Annotated in this window: 19 protein-coding genes and 2 pseudogenes; 14 read left to right on the forward strand and 7 right to left on the reverse strand. The window is 65.2% G+C overall.

All coding sequences use genetic code 11. The features are described 5' to 3' along the window. Nucleotides 1–45: 45 nt before the first annotated feature. A complete protein-coding gene (locus ACIPY8_RS01925; RefSeq protein WP_400814356.1) occupies nt 46–825 on the reverse strand; it encodes an SDR family oxidoreductase in 780 nt (259 codons plus the stop codon). A gap of 206 nt (nt 826–1,031) precedes the next feature. Here ACIPY8_RS01925 and ACIPY8_RS01930 point away from each other — a divergent pair, with 206 nt between their 5' ends. The 3 genes from ACIPY8_RS01930 (at nt 1,032) to ACIPY8_RS01940 (ending at nt 3,787) form a co-directional block, all read left to right on the forward strand. Further along, a complete protein-coding gene (locus ACIPY8_RS01930) occupies nt 1,032–1,982 on the forward strand; it encodes an alpha/beta hydrolase (protein WP_400814359.1) in 951 nt (316 codons plus the stop codon). 53 nt (nt 1,983–2,035) lie between these two features. Continuing rightward, nucleotides 2,036–2,779 carry an alpha/beta fold hydrolase gene (locus ACIPY8_RS01935; protein WP_400814361.1) on the forward strand — a complete coding sequence of 248 codons (744 nt, stop codon included), beginning with the start codon at nt 2,036–2,038 and terminating at the stop codon, nt 2,777–2,779. Between the two features lie 66 nt (nt 2,780–2,845). Then, nucleotides 2,846–3,787 (forward strand): alpha/beta fold hydrolase, encoded by a 942-nt coding sequence (locus ACIPY8_RS01940; RefSeq protein ID WP_400814363.1) that lies wholly within the window; start codon nt 2,846–2,848, stop codon nt 3,785–3,787. A 51-nt stretch (nt 3,788–3,838) separates the two neighbouring features. Here ACIPY8_RS01940 and ACIPY8_RS01945 read toward each other — a convergent pair whose 3' ends face one another. After that, complete coding sequence (locus tag ACIPY8_RS01945; RefSeq protein WP_400814365.1) at nt 3,839–4,576, reverse strand: SDR family oxidoreductase; 738 nt, start codon at nt 4,574–4,576, stop codon at nt 3,839–3,841. Nucleotides 4,577–4,794: 218 nt separating this feature from the next. Here ACIPY8_RS01945 and ACIPY8_RS01950 point away from each other — a divergent pair, with 218 nt between their 5' ends. The 9 genes from ACIPY8_RS01950 (at nt 4,795) to ACIPY8_RS01990 (ending at nt 12,301) form a co-directional block, all read left to right on the forward strand. After that, nucleotides 4,795–5,316, forward strand: a complete 522-nt coding sequence (locus ACIPY8_RS01950) for a carboxymuconolactone decarboxylase family protein (RefSeq protein ID WP_400817618.1) — start codon at nt 4,795–4,797, stop codon at nt 5,314–5,316. Continuing rightward, nucleotides 5,316–5,915, forward strand: coding sequence for a hypothetical protein (locus ACIPY8_RS01955; protein WP_400814368.1), 600 nt, complete (start codon nt 5,316–5,318; stop codon nt 5,913–5,915). Before ACIPY8_RS01950 ends, ACIPY8_RS01955 begins: the two co-directional genes overlap by 1 nt. A gap of 117 nt (nt 5,916–6,032) precedes the next feature. After that, complete coding sequence (locus ACIPY8_RS01960) at nt 6,033–6,803, forward strand: SDR family oxidoreductase (protein WP_400814370.1); 771 nt, start codon at nt 6,033–6,035, stop codon at nt 6,801–6,803. 46 nt (nt 6,804–6,849) lie between these two features. Beyond that, nucleotides 6,850–7,728, forward strand: a complete 879-nt coding sequence (locus ACIPY8_RS01965; protein ID WP_400814372.1) for an RNA polymerase sigma-70 factor — start codon at nt 6,850–6,852, stop codon at nt 7,726–7,728. Then, nucleotides 7,725–8,120 carry a hypothetical protein gene (locus ACIPY8_RS01970; RefSeq protein ID WP_400814374.1) on the forward strand — a complete coding sequence of 132 codons (396 nt, stop codon included), beginning with the start codon at nt 7,725–7,727 and terminating at the stop codon, nt 8,118–8,120. Before ACIPY8_RS01965 ends, ACIPY8_RS01970 begins: the two co-directional genes overlap by 4 nt. An 82-nt stretch (nt 8,121–8,202) precedes the next feature. Continuing rightward, complete coding sequence (locus tag ACIPY8_RS01975; protein ID WP_400814376.1) at nt 8,203–8,958, forward strand: SDR family oxidoreductase; 756 nt, start codon at nt 8,203–8,205, stop codon at nt 8,956–8,958. A gap of 10 nt (nt 8,959–8,968) precedes the next feature. After that, nucleotides 8,969–9,220 carry a hypothetical protein gene (locus ACIPY8_RS01980; RefSeq protein ID WP_400814379.1) on the forward strand — a complete coding sequence of 84 codons (252 nt, stop codon included), beginning with the start codon at nt 8,969–8,971 and terminating at the stop codon, nt 9,218–9,220. Continuing rightward, the gene (locus ACIPY8_RS01985; RefSeq protein WP_400814381.1) at nt 9,163–10,680 is read left to right on the forward strand and encodes an NAD(P)/FAD-dependent oxidoreductase; all 1,518 of its coding nucleotides are present in this window, start codon (nt 9,163–9,165) and stop codon (nt 10,678–10,680) included. The genes ACIPY8_RS01980 and ACIPY8_RS01985 overlap by 58 nt, the downstream gene beginning before the upstream one ends. Next, nucleotides 10,670–12,301 (forward strand): cytochrome bc complex cytochrome b subunit, encoded by a 1,632-nt coding sequence (locus ACIPY8_RS01990; protein ID WP_400814383.1) that lies wholly within the window; start codon nt 10,670–10,672, stop codon nt 12,299–12,301. The genes ACIPY8_RS01985 and ACIPY8_RS01990 overlap by 11 nt, the downstream gene beginning before the upstream one ends. A 262-nt stretch (nt 12,302–12,563) precedes the next feature. Here the strand turns inward: ACIPY8_RS01990 and ACIPY8_RS01995 are convergent, their stop codons facing one another. The 3 genes from ACIPY8_RS01995 to ACIPY8_RS02005 are packed head-to-tail and all read right to left on the reverse strand — an operon-like array spanning nt 12,564 to nt 13,610. Continuing rightward, entirely contained in the window at nt 12,564–12,704 is a 141-nt protein-coding gene (locus ACIPY8_RS01995; protein WP_400814385.1) for a hypothetical protein, read from the reverse strand. Between the two features lie 51 nt (nt 12,705–12,755). Further along, on the reverse strand, nt 12,756–13,199 hold the full coding sequence (locus tag ACIPY8_RS02000; RefSeq protein WP_400814387.1) for a VOC family protein: 444 nt from the start codon (nt 13,197–13,199) through the stop codon (nt 12,756–12,758). A 33-nt stretch (nt 13,200–13,232) separates the two neighbouring features. Beyond that, the gene (locus ACIPY8_RS02005; RefSeq protein WP_400814389.1) at nt 13,233–13,610 is read right to left on the reverse strand and encodes a hypothetical protein; all 378 of its coding nucleotides are present in this window, start codon (nt 13,608–13,610) and stop codon (nt 13,233–13,235) included. A gap of 165 nt (nt 13,611–13,775) precedes the next feature. Between ACIPY8_RS02005 and ACIPY8_RS02010 the strand changes: the two genes are divergently transcribed. After that, a complete protein-coding gene (locus ACIPY8_RS02010) occupies nt 13,776–14,333 on the forward strand; it encodes a CGNR zinc finger domain-containing protein (RefSeq protein ID WP_400817620.1) in 558 nt (185 codons plus the stop codon). Nucleotides 14,334–14,443: 110 nt separating this feature from the next. Beyond that, nucleotides 14,444–16,957, forward strand: a complete 2,514-nt coding sequence (locus ACIPY8_RS02015) for a glycoside hydrolase family 2 protein (protein WP_400814391.1) — start codon at nt 14,444–14,446, stop codon at nt 16,955–16,957. A gap of 77 nt (nt 16,958–17,034) precedes the next feature. Here the strand turns inward: ACIPY8_RS02015 and ACIPY8_RS02020 are convergent. Further along, nucleotides 17,035–17,340, reverse strand: a pseudogene (locus ACIPY8_RS02020) (carboxylesterase family protein); the annotation flags it as partial. Between the two features lie 77 nt (nt 17,341–17,417). Beyond that, a pseudogene (locus tag ACIPY8_RS02025) lies at nt 17,418–17,705 on the reverse strand (carboxylesterase family protein); the annotation flags it as partial. Nucleotides 17,706–17,766: the final 61 nt, after the last annotated feature.

A 17,766-nucleotide genomic window follows, 5' to 3' on the forward strand; every position in this document is an offset into this window, starting at 1 on the left:
GGAGGCGCCGGATGTGACAGCTCTGCTGCGAATCCCTGCGCTGCGTTAATCAGCGAGCGACACCGCCGAGGCGGAATCTGACAGAATCCGCCAGTCGTGATACCTCGTGGACGCGAGCGTCGCCGTCGCCTCAGGAAGCAAGTCGCGGGTCTGAAGGCGAGCTCCGAAGTATCGTCCGAGTGGGTCGGCGACCACCTCCCGCTCGTCGTGACGGAACCGGAGATCCTGGTTCGCGAGCTGCTCGAGGCTGAAGATCTCCGGGCCCGCGAACTCGACCATGCCGAACAGCGGCCTCCCCAGTGCGACCCCGGCGACCGCGTGGGCGACGTCCGTCGCTGCCATCGGCTGCACGAGCACGTCCGCGACCCGGACCGTTCCCGCGTGGGTCGCGTCATCGGTGATGCTTCGGATGAACTCGAAGAACTGCGTTGCGTGCACCAGGGAGTATGGCTGCTGAGACTCGACGATCAGCCGCTCCTGCTGCTCCTTCGCGGCGAAGTACCCTCCTTCGGCGCGAGCGAGCCTGTCGGTCCCCACGACCGACAGCGCGACGTGATGGGGAACTCCCACCGCTCGGCCGTAACTGAGCAGATTCATCGTCGAGGTGTAGAAGAAGTCGCGGGCGGCCGCTTCGTCGGTGTACGAGGAGTTCGACACGTCGATCAGGACGTCGGCACCGGTCAACGCCTCTTCCAGCCCTTCTCCGGTATAGGAGTTCACGCCGGTGGCGCGTGCCCCCACGAGAACATCGTGCCCGGCGTCTTGAAGAACGCGGGTGAGCCTGCTGCCGATCAGACCGGTTCCACCGATGACCGTGATTTTCATGATGCTCCTTCGTCAGCTGAGGCCGTCGCGGATGGCCGCCTGTAATCAACTGACCGGGCAGGTGCCGAGGATGTGACACAAACAGTGAGAAAAGATGTTTGCCCTCGAAGTTGTCACAATCGCCGACTCCACCTGGTCCTTTCTTGCATGGGCTGCAGACCGGGGAGGGTCGAGAACGGCTCATTCCACACCAGAAAGGGCCTGTCATGACCGACCATGTTCTCGAACCCGAAGCGCACGCATTCGCCGAAGCAACATCCAAGCCTCCGTTCCTCAAAGACCTCGGCGTCGAGGGTGCGCGGAAGCTGCTCGACGACGTGCAGGCGGCCTCGATCGCCAAGCCCGACGTCAACGACGAGTGGATCACCGTCCCCGTCGAGGTCGGGAACGTGCAAGTGCGAATCGTGAAGCCCGCAGAATCTACGGGTACGTTGCCCGTCGTGCTCTACGTGCACGGAGGGGGATGGGTCCTCGGCGATGCCGGCACGCACGACCGTCTCGTCCGCGATCTCGCCACCGGCGCCGAAGCAGCCGTCGTGTTCGTCGAATACGACCGCTCACCGGAAGCTCACCACCCCGTCGCCATCGAACAGGTCTACGCGACGGCACGCTGGATCAGGGACCACGGCGTCGAGAAGGGACTGGATGCTTCCCGGCTCGCCATCGCCGGCGACTCCGTCGGAGGGAACATGGCGGCCGCCGTCGCGATTCTCGCGAAGCGGCGCGGCGACGTCACGTTCGTCCACCAGTCGCTGTACTACCCAGTGACCGACGCCGGTCAGAACACCGACAGCTACCGGGAGTTCGCCGAAGGCTTCCACCTCCGCGCCGACGCGATGGCCTGGTTCTGGGACAGCTACCTGCCCGATGTCGACGCCCGCACCGACGTCACCGCATCCCCGCTCCAGGCGTCGATTGACGACCTGACGGGTCTGCCCGAGACGTTCCTCGTCGTCGATGAGAACGATGTTCTCCGCGACGAAGGCGAGGCGTACGGACGGAAGCTCATCGAGGCCGGCGTGCGCACAACGCTCGTCCGCTACGACGGCACTATTCACGACTTCATGATGCTCAACCCGCTGCGCAGCTCCGCCGCCAGCACGGCAGCAATCGCACAAGCGATCCACGTTCTTCGCAAGGCCTTCGCAGCCGCGTAGCCGTTCCCACACCTCACGGATCCCGATCAAGAAACCCTCAGAGAAAGAAAATCATGACCCCCGAAAAACCCACCATTGTCCTCGTCCACGGCGCGTTTGCCGAGTCCGCATCCTGGAACGCCGTCATCACGCAGCTGCAGAGCCACGATGTGAAGGTCGTCGCCGTCGCCAACCCGCTGCGCAGCCTCGCAGGTGACGCCGCGTACGTGCGCGACGTCATCTCCTCCATCGACGGCCCGGTCGTCCTCGTCGGACACTCGTACGGCGGCCTCGTGATCACGGAGGCGGCCGCCGCCAACCCTTCGGTCGTCGGACTCGTCTACGTGTCCGCCTTCGCCCCGGAGACCGGCGAGAGCGCGTTCGAGCTGTCGAACAGCGCCCCCGGAAGCACGCTCGGCGAGACTCTCACCGTGTACCCCGTCGCGACCGGCGGCAACGAGTTCGCCATCCGCCCGGACGCGTTCCGCCACCAGTTCGCCGCCGACGTGGCGGAGGCAGCCGTCGCGCTCATGGCCGCGACGCAGCGACCGGTCACGGAGGCCGCACTCTCGGACGGACTGCCCACCACCCGGCCGGCGTGGAAGGACATCCCCTCGTGGCACGTGTTCGGCGACCAGGACCTGAACATCCCGGTGGCAGTGTTCCGTGCCGGCGCCGAGCGCGCAGCATCCCGCGGAACGCGCGAGATCGAGGGAGCGTCCCACGCAGCCCTCATCTCGCACCCTGAGATCGTCGCCGAAGTGATCGCCGCCGCAGGCAAGGCGTACTTCGCCAGCGTCACGTCCAACGGGGCGTAACCAGACCGTGGCGTCCCGCACTGCCCATGGTGCGGGGCGCCACACCATCGAAGAGAAGGATCCCTCATGACCTCTGTCGCCTCCTCGCCTTTCCTCACCCCCCAACGCATCGACGCGGGAGATCTGTCGGTCGCCTACTTCGACCTCGGAGACCCGACCTCGGACCCGGTCGTCCTCCTGCACGGCTATCCCTACGACGTTCACAGCTACGTAGACGTCGCACCCATGCTCGTCGAAGCCGGCTACCGGGTCGTCGTGCCCTATCTCCGTGGACACGGCCCGACCCGGTTCCGAGACGACCGAACCCCGCGCACCGGCCAGCAGGCAGCCTTGGGATCAGACCTGCTGACCTTCATCGACGCCCTCGATCTGGACGAACCCGTCCTCGCCGGATACGACTGGGGCGGACGCGCAGCCTGCGTCGTGGCCGCCCTGTGGCCGGAGAGAATCTCAGGCCTCGTCGCCGTCAACGGGTACCTCATCCAGAACATCGCCGAATCCCAGTCGCCGATACGCCCCGATCTCGAAGCCGGATTCTGGTACTTCTGGTACTTCGCCACTGACCGAGGTCGCCGCGGCCTCGACGCGAACAGACGAGACATCGCCGAGGTCATCTGGCGTCGGAACTCGCCGGAATGGGCGTTCAGTGACGCACAGCTGAATCGAGTCGCCCGCGCATTCGACAACCCCGATTACGTCGAGGTCGTCATCCACTCCTACCGTCACAGGTTGGGTCTGGCCCCGGGGGCTGAGGCCTACGAGGATCTCGAGCAGCATCTCGCTCTCGCGCCCTCGATCAGCGTTCCGACGATCACGCTCGACGGCACGGCGGATGGCAACTTCCCCGCGACAGACGGATCGCAGCACGCGCACCTGTTCACCGGGCCCCGCGAGCATCGTCAGATCCACCATGCCGGTCACCACCTTCCCGCTGAAGCGCCGCATGCCTTCGCTCAGGCAGTGGCCGATGTCGCGGAACCGCCGGGCGACGGAGCCGGCACGCCGTGACGGCGGTGGTGCACCGTCGAACGCTCGACGGTGCACCACCTCTTCCATCGCTCAGTGCACCTGGTCTGTCGGACGGACCAAGAGCTCATTGATAGACACGTGCTCTGGCTGGGTGAGGGCGAAGACGATCGCGTCCGCGATGTTCTCCGGCTGCAGGGTGCGCATCGACTGGCCGATCTGATCGGCCGCGTCCCTCATCACGGGGTCGGTTGTGTGGGTGGTGAGCTCCGTCTCGACGAAGCCTGGCTCCACCACGACTACTCGGACACCGCGGCCGGTCACTTCCTGGCGAACCGCTTCGGCGAACGCCGTGATACCAAACTTGGTCGCTGAATACACCGCCGCGCCCGCGGATGCGAATCGTCCCGATGTTGATGACACCTGAATGAGCGTGCCCTGCGCTTCGATGAGATGTGGCAGAGCAGCGTCGGCCATAAACATCGATCCGAGCAGGTTGGTCTCCACCATGCGCACCCACTCGTCTGTGTTCGCACCGACGACCATGCCCGCCAGCATCAACCCTGCGTTGTTGACGAGAGCATCGAGCCGCCCGAAGTGCTCGACTGTTGTCGACACGGCTCGTTGCGCCGATTCCCGGTCGGTGACGTCAAGTTCCACCGCCAGAATCTCTCCGCGTGCTTCCTTGACCAGTTGCTGCAGATTCTCTGTTCGACGTCCGGCAGCGGCAACGAGTGCACCTGCCTTGGAGAGGGCCAGAGCAGTGGCGCGTCCAATGCCGGATGATGCACCGGTGACGAGGACCACTTTGCTTTCCAGCTTCTCATTCATGTGCTTCTCCTGTTCCTGGCGCCGCGACCGAAGGGGGCTCCATCGAACTCTTTGGGCACCATCAATGTGACAGCGAGAAGGAGTGCGGTGTGACAGGGCGATCATGCTGCGTCGGTTAGGCCCCTGCCGGCTCCTTGTCACAACTCAGCCTTGCGCCCGGTCAATGAAGTGAACGGCGGTGAGAAGTTCACGCCAACTCCCAGATTCGAAAGGTGACCATGTCCACCATCGCGCAGCAAGAAACGATCGCGCATCCCCAGGTCGCGCCCGGGCTCCCACCCGCACACCTCGATCACGCCGCACCCGCTGTATACAAGGCGCTCCTGTCGGCCGGCAAGGAAGCCAACACCGCGGCGGTGGATGCAGGCCTCGATCAGCGGATCATCGAGCTGGTTCGTGTCCGCGCCTCTCAGCTGAACGGCTGCGCGTTCTGCCTGCGAATGCACACCCGCGACGCTCTCCTCGCAGGAGAGACCACCGATCGCCTCGCCGTTCTTAGCGCATGGCGCGACACGAACTATTTCACCCCTGTAGAAGAGGCCGCACTCGCGATCACAGAGGCCGTGACGCTCATCGCGGACGAGCAGGCCGGACGGTCATCGCACCACGACGTAACGAGCGCGCTCTCGGTCGAACAACACGCCGCCGTCAGATGGCTGGCCATCATTATCAACGCCTTCAACCGCGTCGCCATCACGAGCCACTACACAGTGGCGCCAGAGCACCGGAGTGTCTCCTGATGGCCGATACGCAACCCGACGCCGCCGCGCTGAACAGTGCCGTCGGGACCGAGTTGTTCGTCCTGCAATCGGCCGCGAGCTCGACGATCGCCGAGGCGGGAACGCGCAGCACCATCTATCTGTCCACATTGTCCAGCGGGTTGGTCGCGATCGGCTTTGCGGGAGGATCGCCGGGTCTGCTCGCGATCCTCATCTTCACCGTCTTCCCGACGATCTTCATGCTCGGCTGGTTCACCGTCGTCCGGCTCGTCGATACCAGCGTCGAGAACATCACGGTCCGCCGGCGCATGGTGCGGATTCGCGAACACTTCGTCGGTCTGCATCCCTCGGGTCCTGCTCTGATCTCCCTCGACCACCCGCGTACGGGAGAACTCGGTGTCCGCTATTCGCGGTCGTCGTTCCTCTTCACGATGGCGAGCATGATCGGAACCGTGAACTCCGTGCTCGGGGGAGCACTCGTCGCGCTCGTGCTGATCTTCGGAGCAGCTGTCCCGCCCTTCCTCGCCCAGGTCTCCGGAGTGGCTGCGGGGTCGATACTCCTCGCCGCCACGCTGACGTACGAGCGACGCCGCATCCGCTCGGCGTATCCGGACTCATGAGTTCGCTGTCGCGTCAGATTTCTTTCGTGGAGGTGTCACAGATCGTGCTCCTGCGCTGTCAGACATAGAGGACGGCTTCTGCGTGGACCGAAGTCGTCCAGAACGGAGCGAGCAATAATGCGGATCGTTGTGTTGGGTGGGACGGGGCAGGTGGGCCGGAAGGTCGTCGAGAACCTGGAGCGCCGGGCCCAGGCGGTGGTGGTGGCATCGCGCACGAGTGGTGTGGACGCGCGCACGGGTCAAGGCCTGGAGGCTGCACTCGAGTTCGCAGATGCGGTCATCGATGTGACGAACGCCCCGGATGTGTCCGGTGGCGCAGCTCGAGAGTTCTTCGAAGAGACGACCGCGCATCTTCTCGCGGCTGAGCTGAACGCGGGCGTGAAGCACCATGTCCTGCTCTCCATAGTCGGCGCAGATCACACCGGCGAGGAGGGATACTTCGCGGCCAAGGGCATCCAGGAACGCGCGGTACGGTCCGGTTCGACCCCGTTCTCGATCCTCCGATCCACACAGTTCTTCGACTTCGCGCGCAGGATCGCGGAGTGGAACACGATCGAGGACACCGTGCACCTGCCGACGAAGCCCGTGCAGCCGGTCGCAGCCTCCGATGTCGCTGAGAAGCTCGTGGAGTTGGCGATGTCGGCGCCGCTGGCCGGCGCCGTCGACATGGGCGGCCCGGAACAGATGTCGTTGCCGGAGTTCGTTCATCGCGTTCTCCGCGTCGACAACGACCCGCGCTATGTCGTCGCGGACGATGACATCACGCCGGTGGGTTTCAACATCTCTGCCGACCTGTTGCTCCCGCACCCGCCTTCCGTGCAGGCCTTGATGACGTTGGACTCCTGGGTGCGCGAAGAGAGCAGAAGCAAGGTCTCGCGTGGGCGCTGAAGAGGTGACTCTGGACGAACGAACGACGCCCGACGAGGATCTTGGTGTGTGCACCGAGCTGGAGGACGCGCTGACGACATTCGACGCGCATCGCCGCCGCTTGTTCGGCGTGGCCTATCGGATGCTCAGTACCGTTGCCGATGCTGAGGACATCGTCCAAGAGACGTGGATCCGCTGGCAGAACACGGATCGCTCGAAGGTGCAGGAACCGATCGCGTTCCTGACCACGATCGTGACGCGATTGTCGATCAATGTGCTTCAGTCCTCGCGGGTGCGACGGGAGACGTACATCGGCCCGTGGCTCCCGGAACCCGTCAACACGGAGGACGATCCGTCACTGGGCGCGGAACGTGCCGAAGCTCTGCAGTTCGCGATCCTGCTGACGCTGGAGAAGCTCACCCCGACGGAGCGCGCGGCATACATCCTTCGTGAGGCATTCGACTACCCCTACCCGCGCATAGCCGAGGTGATCTCCTGCAGTCCGGCGAGCGCAAGACAGCTGGTCAGTCGAGCGCGCGCACACCTCGCGTCCGCAAAGCACGCAACGGTGGACCCCGGAGCGCAGAGGCGTCTGCTGGATGCTTTCCTGACCGCCGCCCAGAAGGGCGACGTCCGCGAGCTCGAGTCGCTGTTCGCCGCCGATGTCGTGAGCTACACGGACGGCAACGGGGTCAAGCAGGCGGCACGGACCCCCGTGAGCGGGCGGGAACGCGTGGCGAAGTTCGTATCGGCGTTCGCGAGCCACTTCTGGACGAACAAGAGCATCGACTGGGTCGAGGTCAACGGGCAACCCGCCGCGACCCTCACGGAGGACGGGCAGGTCACCACCGTGGTGACCGTGACGCCGTCGAGCGACGGCATCCTGCAGCTTCTCTGGGTGATGAGCCCGCAGAAACTGCGGCACGCCACCGCGGTCAGCGCATGACTTCGCGGAACTACCCGGCGTGGTTGCGCCGGGGTGCTCGTGGTGCCGACGAGGCGATCATCGACGAGTTGTCGAGAGCGATGGCGGCGAAGGATGACGAAGCGATTCGCCGCCTCCTCCACCGAGCAGTCATCGTGGTCATAGACAGCGGTGGGCACCTGAACACGGCCCCGATCCCCCTCAACGGACGCGCCGCTGCGGCATCCGAGCTCGTGTCCCTGATGAGCGCCGGGACCACCACGGCGACGGCCTCGATCAACAGCGTCCAAGGCATCACCCTGCTTCGTGAGGACCGCGTCGTGGGCGTCATCACCGCCGATTTCCGCTCAGGCCGGCTGTCCAGCGTCTGGGTGGTCTGCAACCCGGAGAAACTTCGCCACTGGAATCGATGACGTCGTCACAGACGACATCGGTCACCGGTCACTCTTCTGGGACATCACGTCGGTGTCCCGAAGGACGGAAGGTATCCGAACAATGGCAAAGATCGTAGTTATCGGTGGCACCGGGCACGTCGGCTCTCGCGTCGTGGAGAAGCTCATCGCCCACGGCCACGAAGCGGTGGCAGCGTCCCGCAAGACCGGTGTCGACACGATGACCGGTGAGGGGCTCGCGAAGGCGCTCGAGGGAGCAGACGTGGTCGTCGACACCACCCAGGCTCCTTCGTATGCACCCGACGTGGTGATGGACTTCTTCACGACTTCCACGAAGCACCAGCTCGAGGCGGAGAAGGAAGCGGGAGTCAAGCACCACGTGGCGCTCACGGTGGTCGGCACCAACCGGCCCCAGGACATCAGCTACTTCCACGGAAAGGCTGCTCAGGAGAAGCTGATCGCGGACTCCGGCGTGCCCTACACGCTGGTCCACGCCACGCAGTTCTTCGAGTTCGCTCCGGCGATCGTCTTCACCTCCACCCAGGGTGAGGAAGTCCGCGTCGCCGACGCGCTCATCCAGCCTGTCGCCGCAGAAGACGTCGCGACCGCTGTGGGGCGTGCCGCCGCCGGGGAGCCCGTCAACGGCCCCATCGAGGTCGCAGGGCCGGAGACGTTCCCGATCGAGGAGTTCATCAAGCGGACGTTCGCTGCGTCTGGTGACCAGCGTTCGGTGACCACCAGCCCCGACGCGCAGTACTTCGGCGCGAAGATCGAGCAGTCGGCGCTTCTGCCGGTCGAAGGCGCGCAGCTCGCGTCGACGACGCTCGACGAGTGGCTCGCCTCTCAGGCCGCGAAGTAAGAGTCAGGGTGTGAGGAGCGACATCCGTTCCTCACACCTTTCTTACGTTCCCTCAAGGAAGGTGGACCCGATGTACGACGTAACTTCCGGTCTGGAAGATCTCTTCGGAACTGTCGACGACAGGCAGAAGCGCCTCGCGGCCCTGCCCGCGGAGTCTCTGTCTGCAGAGTGGCTTCGGCGGCAACTCGACAGCGCCCTCGACGCGTGGGCCGTGACACAGACCGAGGCCGATATCGCCAGGGAATCGCACGCCGACTACTGACGCCAAACACCCTCGGGAAGAGGGTCGATGATCTTGCAGAAGACGTCACAAACCAGCCTCTTACCTGGTCTTTATTGGTGAGGGAATGGAGAGAACTGATGAAGGAGATCCTCATCGTCGGTGGCGGTTATGCGGGGTTCTATGCAGCGTGGAATCTGGAGAAGCGGCTGCGCAGCAGAACGGCTCGCATCACGATCGTCGAGCCGCGGCCGTACATGACCTATCAGCCCTTCCTTCCCGAAGTGGTGGCGGGATCCGTGGAGGCGAGACATGTCGCCGTTTCGCTGCGCAGCCACCTTCGGCGGACGACCATCATCCCGGGTCGGGTCACATCGATCACGCACGCCGACAGGCACGTGATCGTCGAGATGCCCGACGGGTCGTCGCGACGACTGGGCTACGACATCATCGTGGTGACGGCGGGAGCAGTATCCCGCGTCTTCCCGATCGACGGCATCTCGGAGCGTGCGATCGGACTCAAGACGGTCGAGGAAGCCGTCGCTGTACGTGACCAGTTGCTCACCGCCTTCGAAGCGGCAGCCGCCCTGCCACCGGGGCCTGAGCGGCTGCGACTGCTCACGGCGACAGTCGTGGGAGGAGGTTTCTCCGGTGTGGAACTCTTCGGCGAGATGCTCGCGCTCGCCTCGGCGTTGCTGAAGTCCTATCCGGAACTGCGCTTCTCCGAGCTCAGCTTCCACCTGGTCGAGGCGAACGCGCGCATCCTTCCGGAGGTCACGGACAACCCCGGCCGATGGGTGGTGGAGCACCTGAGGCACCGCGGTGGGATCGTGCACCTCGGCACTCAACTCGTGTCCGCCGCCGGGGGCGAGGTGAGGTTGTCGACCGGTGAGCGGTATCCCTCGAACATCCTGGTGTGGGCTGCCGGAAACGCGACGAACCCGGTCGTCGCCTCGCACACGGACCTGCCGGTCGACGCCCGAGGCCTATTGATCACGCGCCCGGACCTTCGGATCGGTACCGCCGGCGATATCGTCCGAGATGCGTGGGCGGCCGGTGACAACGCGGCCATTCCCGACCTGACGTCGTCGATCCCCGGAGCACGCACGGTTCCCAACGCACAGCACGCCGTCCGGCAGGGTCGACTCCTCGCGAAGAACATCAGCGCGGTCCTCCAGGGCGAGCTTCCTCGCGACTACGTGCACCACAGCTTGGGTGTGGTCGCGACCCTCGGTCTCGGGCACGGCATCTTCCAGTACAAGGGTCTCGTCATCAAGGGTGTTCTGGCCTGGCTGATGCACCGGGGGTACCACGTTCTCGCCGTCCCCACCTGGGAGCGCAAGACCCGGGTGCTGGCGTTGTGGGCGGTCTCGTTCCTGTTCGGCCGTGACATCGTCTCGCTCGAATCGGTCCAGCGTCCTCGCGCAGCGTTCCTCGAGGCCGTTCCGCCGATCGTGCGCCTGCCGGATCCTGCACCGGGCGAGGTGCGGCATGCCAGTTGACCGACGCCGCGCGCGATCGCTGACCGATCGCGCGTCGGACCGCCTCCGCAGTACCCGCGCGGGGGCGGCGGTCGCGTCCTTGCGGCGAGAACTGCGAGGGCGAGCCATCCCGCTGCACTGGACGAACCTGTTCGGCGTCATCACGATCGCCGGCGTCGCGGTGCTCTTCATCACCGGCGTCGGGCTGATGGTGGCCTACGCGCCGTCCAGCGAGGCTGTCACCTATCGAGGGCCGTACGAGCCGCTGGCGGGTGCCACCGTCTCCCGGGCGTTCGATTCCGTGATGCGGATGTCGTTCGAGATGCCGGGCGGACTGCTTCTCCGGCAGCTCCATCACTGGGCCGCCCTCCTGGTTCCGGCGTCGGTCATGCTCCAACTGCTGGTGACGTTCTTCACCGGCGCCTTCCGGCGACCTCGTCGGGGCAGCTGGCTGATGCTGTTCCTCCTGCTCATCGTCGTTCTCGCCGGAGGGTGGAGCGGGTATGCCCTTCCCGATGACATGCTCTCCGGCTCCGGGTTGCGAATCGTCGAGGGCATCACTCTCGGGATACCTCTGATTGGCACGTGGCTGTCGACCATCCTCTTCGGAGGTGAGTTCCCGGGAAGGATCATCGAGAACCTTCACCTCGTCCACGTCCTCGTGGTCCCCGTCGGACTGCTTCTGCTGATCGCTCTTCGCGCTCGATCCGCGTACAGGAACAAGCCGCCTCAGTTCGCCGCCGGCGGTCGGGACGAGAGCAACGTGGTGGGCGTTCCGCTGCTTCCCCACGCCGCCGTGCGGTCCGGGGGTTTCTTCGCCGTCGTCGTCGGGCTCCTGGTGCTCATGGCGACGCTCGTCACGGTGAACCCGATCTGGAGCTACGGCCCCGCCGATCCCGGCAACGCATCTGCAGGAAGCCAACCCGACTGGTACACCGGGTTCCTCGACGGTGCGCTGCGTCTGGTGCCCCCGGGGTGGGAACTCCAGCTCCTCGACCGCACATGGACACTGGCGGTGCTGGTGCCCTTGGTGGTCGTCGGTGCGTTCCTCCTCGTGGTTGCGCTCTACCCGTTCTTGGAGGGCTGGATCATGCACGACAAGGTCGAGCATCACATCCTCGACCGCCCTCGCAACGCCACCGTCCGCACGTCGATCGGAACCGCAGGCGTGATCTTCTACGGTGTCCTCTGGACCGCAGGGAGCGCCGACATCATCGCGCTGCTCTTTCACGTGTCGTTCGAGATGGTGATCCTCACACTGCAGGCAGCGCTCGTCGTCGGTCCTCTGCTCGGCTACGTGATCGCTCGACGAGTCTGCATCGCGCTGCAGCGGAAGGACCGTGACCTCGTGCTGCACGGATACGAGACCGGCCGCATCGTCCGAATGCCCGGAGGCGAATACATCGAGGTGCACCAGGCGCTCGACGCGTACGAGCGATGGCGGCTCACCGCCCACAAGCCGACGCAGGCTGTCGAAGCACGACCCGACGAAGACGGACGGCTCCGACGATCGGAGCGGATCCGTGGCTGGCTGGCGGTGCGTCTCCTCGCCGACCGGCTCCCACCCGCGGTCACGACGGCAGGGGATGTGTCCGACTCTCCCGGTCGTTCCGATCGAGGGGTCGGAATCGGAGAGCGATGACATGGTGTGTCATCTAAGAGAGGACGGCCCCTGAACCGCCAGTCAATTCCTTCCACAGTCACACCAGTCGCGACCAAGGTCTCGACCACCTAGGCAGCGTCATCCTCCCAGAAAGCCGCGCAGATATGGAGTGCCAATTCAGCGACGGGTCCGGATGCTTCTGCTCGGTGGGGAGGCGCAAGCAGTGTTCCAGATCGGATCGGCACGACAAGAGGGATGCTCGGGGGCTGGCACCTGGTCAGGGTGCCGGCCCGCGATGCTTTCATTGCCCCAGGCAGTAGCCGTGCTCCTCGAGCACGCGAGCGAGGAATGCTGCATACCAAGACGGCCAGTCCGCGTCGTAGACGCCGCCGAGGTGCTCTCGCTCGTATGACCCGTGGGCGACCGCAGTCTTGCGGAGCATGTCTTCGAGAACCTCAGCTGCGCGTACAGTATCGATCGGTGTCGCCATGGTTCAGCGTCCCGGGAGCCGATCGATGACCTGCTGGATGACCCACTCGTTGCCGTCGGGGTCATCGAAGGAGGCGTAAGAGGCGTAGCTGTGGTGCTCCTCGTTGGGGCCGTCGACGCGGTTCTTGCCGTCGGCCCAGTGGAAGATGCCGTCGGCATCGTGCCAGATCGGGGTGATGTCGATTCCCCTGTCGACGAGCTCTTGACGGGCGCCGGCGAGATCGGGCGTCACAAGATGCAGGCCGCGGGCGGCACCGGGCCGGGCGCTGGTGAGCTGCTCTCCGAAGATGATGGAGGCACTCGATCCGGGAGGAGTGAACTGCACGACGCGGAGGCCGCGATCGGTGGCGAAGTCGGCGTCCTCGCGGAATCCGATCCGAGTGTAGAAGTCCTTTGCGCGGTCGACATCGGAGACCGGGATGACGACGACTTCGAGTGCGAGTTCCATGGTGATTTGTTCCTGTTCTTTCGAGGGGGTCGGTCAGCGGGCGCTGAAAGCGGAGGTGAACGATTTCTTGAGGCTGGGCGCTCCGACGATCGGAAGAAGTGTGGCCAGGACCTTGGCGCCGAACGTCTGGGGTGTACGGGTCAATGCAACGTCGATCCGTGTGCCATTCCCATCGGGAGCGAACCGGAAGTCCCATCCGCCGCCGGCGCCGAACAGCTTCGAGTCATGGGTGACCATGGTGGCCATGCCTGCCGCGGTGTCCCACTCGTAGCGGCCACGTTCCCAGGCTGCCTCGTTGCCTTCGGTGACCTCCGCCCAGTCCGCTCCGCGGTCATGAACCTCAAAGTGCTCCGGGTCGATGCCCGACCATACTTCGGTGCGAGCAGGGCTGAAGTCGGTGAGGACAGCCATAGCCGCTGAGGGCGAGAGTGGGGACGAAACCTGGAATCGGGTTACGGACATGGGAAGCCTTTCAGGAGATAACCGGTTGAAGTGGTTATCACTCTGGCAGACTCTACGTAACCTGTCAAGCAAGTTACGCCACCCCGGACCGATACCTGTTAGAATGGTTACGTGATGCACGCATTCCCTTGTGGCACCCTGGCTCTCGACTTCGTAGGCACGCTTCGCGCGCGCCGTGATTCGAAGCCCCGAGAGATGCTCGAGAACACCCAGGCGCTCGACCTCTGGTTCGTTGAAGCCGGCGTCGTCGATGAAGCGTCCGGAGCGCGCGATTCGGACTTGACCGATGCAGTTCAACTTCGCGAGGCCATCTACGACATCGCTTTCGCCCGGTTGCAGGGGGCTCCGCTGCCCAGCAAACCCGCGGCGCTGCTCAACCGGTGGGCTGTAGCGGCTCCCGTGCGGCTGGCTCTTGACCACGGCGCGGTGCGACGGGAGGGAGACGCCTCAGAGGGGCTGGCGACTGTGGCCCGGAACGCCGTCGAACTTTTCGGCGGCGACGATGCCGCGCTGCTCCGCGAATGCGGTCGGCCAGGATGCACGCAGGTGTATGTGGACCGCTCGCGGGGAGCCCGCCGGGAGTGGTGCTCCATGCGCACGTGCGGCAATCGCGTCAAGGCCGCCCAGTTCCGCGCTCGCCACCGCAGTGCGCCCGCGAACGCGTCTCAGTAAGTGTCCACCGGTTGCTAACGGCTCATCGGCGGCTTCGCCGATGCCTAGGGGTCGAGGGTTTCTTCACGTCGTGAAAGAATGCGAGAAGGCTCCTACACCGGAAGGCGACGATGCTTCACCGCACTCTTCTCGCAGACTCTTGGTCCCTTGACGTCCTCTCGCCACCGGGGGAGGAAAGCGGCCTGACTCCGGACCGGCTTCCGCTCACCGTGACAGTCCCTGGCAGTGTGCACACTGACCTCCTCGCTGCCGGAGTGATCCCGGATCCGTATCTCGATCTCAACGAACTCGACCTCGCGTGGATCGGTCGAACGTCATGGGTCTATCGACGAACCCTCTCGCTCTCCGAGGGATTGCACACTCACACCGATCTGGTCTTCGAGGGCCTCGACACTCTCGCCACGATCGCGATCGACGGGGACGTCGCGTCGATGACGGCCAACATGTTCCGCACTTATCGGTTGTCCCTCGATGCCTACGCGGGACGCACGATCGAGATCGCAGTGACCTTCGACTCGGCGTGGAGACCATTCGATCAGGCATCCGACGATGACCGCGCTGCATATGGCGCCGCCCCCTCCTTCATCCGCAAGATGGCGTGCAACTTCGGGTGGGATTGGGGCCCCGCGCTCGTGACCGCGGGGATCTGGCGCCCCGTGTGGGTCGAGACCTGGAGCGCGGCACGACTTGCGGACATCCGCCCGAGCGTGACCGTCGACATCGAAGAAGACGACATCGTCGGCCGCGTGAATCTCACGGTAAAGCTCGAACGTGATCGTGCAGAGCGGCCGATCGCGGTGGAGATCGAGGTGGCAGGACGGACAGAGACCGCGAGAATCGCAGCGTCGTCCCCTGCGGTCGTCTTCGACACCACGGTGCCGTTGGCGCCGTCCGATCTCTGGTGGCCGCGCGGGTACGGCGAGCAGCCCCTCCATGACCTCGTCGTGCGCGTCCGAGACGAGGGTTCAGGTGACGTGCTCGACGAAGCGGTACGGAGGATCGGGTTCCGCAACAGCACCGTCGACATGACGCCGGATGCCGATGGCACGCCGTTCGTCTTCGTCGTCAACGGCACGCCCATCCCGATCCGCGGCTTCAACTGGATCCCCGACGACTGCTTCCCCCATCGAGTGGACCGGACGCGCATCGACGAACGACTCGCCGCCGCCGTGGAGGCGAATGCGAACATGATCCGCGTCTGGGGCGGCGGGCTGTACGAGAGCGACGACTTCTACGACGCCTGCGATGAGCTCGGTCTTCTGGTGTGGCAGGACTTCGCCTTCGCGTGCGCGCCGTACCCGGAGACCCAGGAGCTGCGTGACGAGATCGAAGCGGAAGCGCGAGAGAACGTGACACGCCTCATGCGGCATCCATCGCTCGTGCTGTGGAACGGGAACAACGAGAACTGGCTCGGATGGGACGATTGGGACTGGAAGCCGCGGCTTGCGGGACGACCGTGGGGCGAGGGGTACTACCTCGATCTTCTGCCGCGTGTGGTTGCAGAGCTCCATCCGAACGCGACCTACTGGCCCGGGAGCCCGTACTCGGGCTCGCCTGACGTCTACTCGAACGACCGATCACACGGCGTCGTGCACCTGTGGGACGCGTGGAACTCGGAGGGATACGCCGTCTTCCGGCAGGATCGACCGCGGTTCGCGTCGGAGTTCGGATGGCAGGCCCCGCCCGCCTGGCGCACTCTCACCGACGCCGTCCACGACGACCCGATGACACCCACCTCGCCGGGCGTGCTGCACCACCAGAAGGCGATCGACGGAAACGGAAAATTGTCTCGTGGACTCGCCCCCTACTTCGACGAACCGACGGACATGGCGGACTGGCACTGGGCCATGCAGCTCAATCAGGCCAGGGCCATCCGCTTCTCAGTCGAGCACTTCCGCTCTCTGCGACCGTTGAACATGGGGGTCATCCTCTGGCAGCTCAACGACTGCTGGCCGGTCGCCTCGTGGGCCGTGGTCGACGGTGCGGGGCGGCGTCGCCCGGGATGGTTCGCGACCCGCGACGTCTACGCGCCCCGCCTGGCGACGATCCAGCCTCGAGGCGATGGACTCGCGCTCATTCTCGTGAACGACACGGCTGTCCAGTGGAGCGGGCAGGCGCACATCCGCAGAGTTGGGCTGGACGGAGAGCAACGCGCGATCGAGTCAGTTGATTTCGTGACGGCTGCAGGCGATGCGACGGAGATTTCGCTAGGGGAAGCGGTTTCGCGCGCGGCGCAGCCTGATGCGGAACTACTCGTCGCCGACATCGATGGAGCGGAACGCGCATGGTGGTACTACGTGTCCGACCGGGACTTCGCCTACCCGGACCCCGGGCTGTCGGTACAGCTCATCGAAAGGCTCCCTGAGAACGAAGGGGTGCTGACGGAGGTCGTTGTCCGGGCCGAGAACTTCGTCCGTGACCTGACGATTCATCCGGACCGACTCGGCGAGCATGTCACCGTCGATCGGATGCTCGTCACCTTGCTTCCCGGAGAGACCGGGGTCTTTCGTTTTACGGGAGTGATCGCCGCTGCGAGTGAAGAGGCGGTCGTTGCGGCCATCCGGCATGCGGGAGATCTTGTCGAGCGTCGAGTGGGCGAGAAGTTCGGAGTTCCCTCTTCCTGACCCCGTGCAGGAAGGGATGCTGCGCTGGGCGGGGATGCTGGGTCGCGCGGGCTCCAGCATCCCCGTCTGTTGCGATGTCAGTGCGAGCCGAAAAGCGCTACCGCTGTCCAGAGGCCGCACATGTGGTCAGCGGCGTACCCCTTTTCCACAGTCGGTGTCGGGTCGTCGAGCGACAGGTTGCTGGGCTTGAGCAGGTTGATCCGAGGCCATGAGGCCGCCGGCGTAGCTGGTGAACCGGTGCGGGCGAACTGCACCCATGCTTCTTGGACCGTCGATGCGAGCTGCTGCTGGCTTGGAGACAGCTCGCCAGGGACGGGGGCGTTGGGCTGATCGAACAGGTACGCCAACTCGGACTGGTGGGTTGCCGCCAGCGGTTTGCCGAGACTGTCGGGAACAGACCGAGCGTGGTGAAGATGCGATTCTCTTCGGCGTTCACGCCGTTGATGATCGGCACACGGTTGAACTTGCCCGTTGCCAGCGCCCTGGCGATCGAGTGCGGGACGACGGAACCGTCGATCACGCCGGGCGTGACCGACGCGGGCTGGTTCGCCACCAACACATCGACGGGTGCGTTGCGGAGGCATTCCGCGGACTGGTCCTCGCAACCCACGGCGGTCGCGGTCTTCGTGCCCTCGGCTTCCGCCTGCGCCAAAGACTTCTGCGCCGGCGCGAAGGCACCGCTCTGGACGACCGCGCGGTGGAACAGGCCCTTGGCGCCGGGTGACACGGGCGGTGCCGCGAAGGGCACGCCTCGGAACTCGAAGCCGGCGGGCGTCGCGGCTCCTCGGAGTTGCCCGGATTCCGTCTGA

Origin of the sequence: Microbacterium sp. NPDC089696 (genome assembly GCF_044749125.1) — a bacterium.
Lineage (GTDB): Bacteria > Actinomycetota > Actinomycetes > Actinomycetales > Microbacteriaceae > Microbacterium.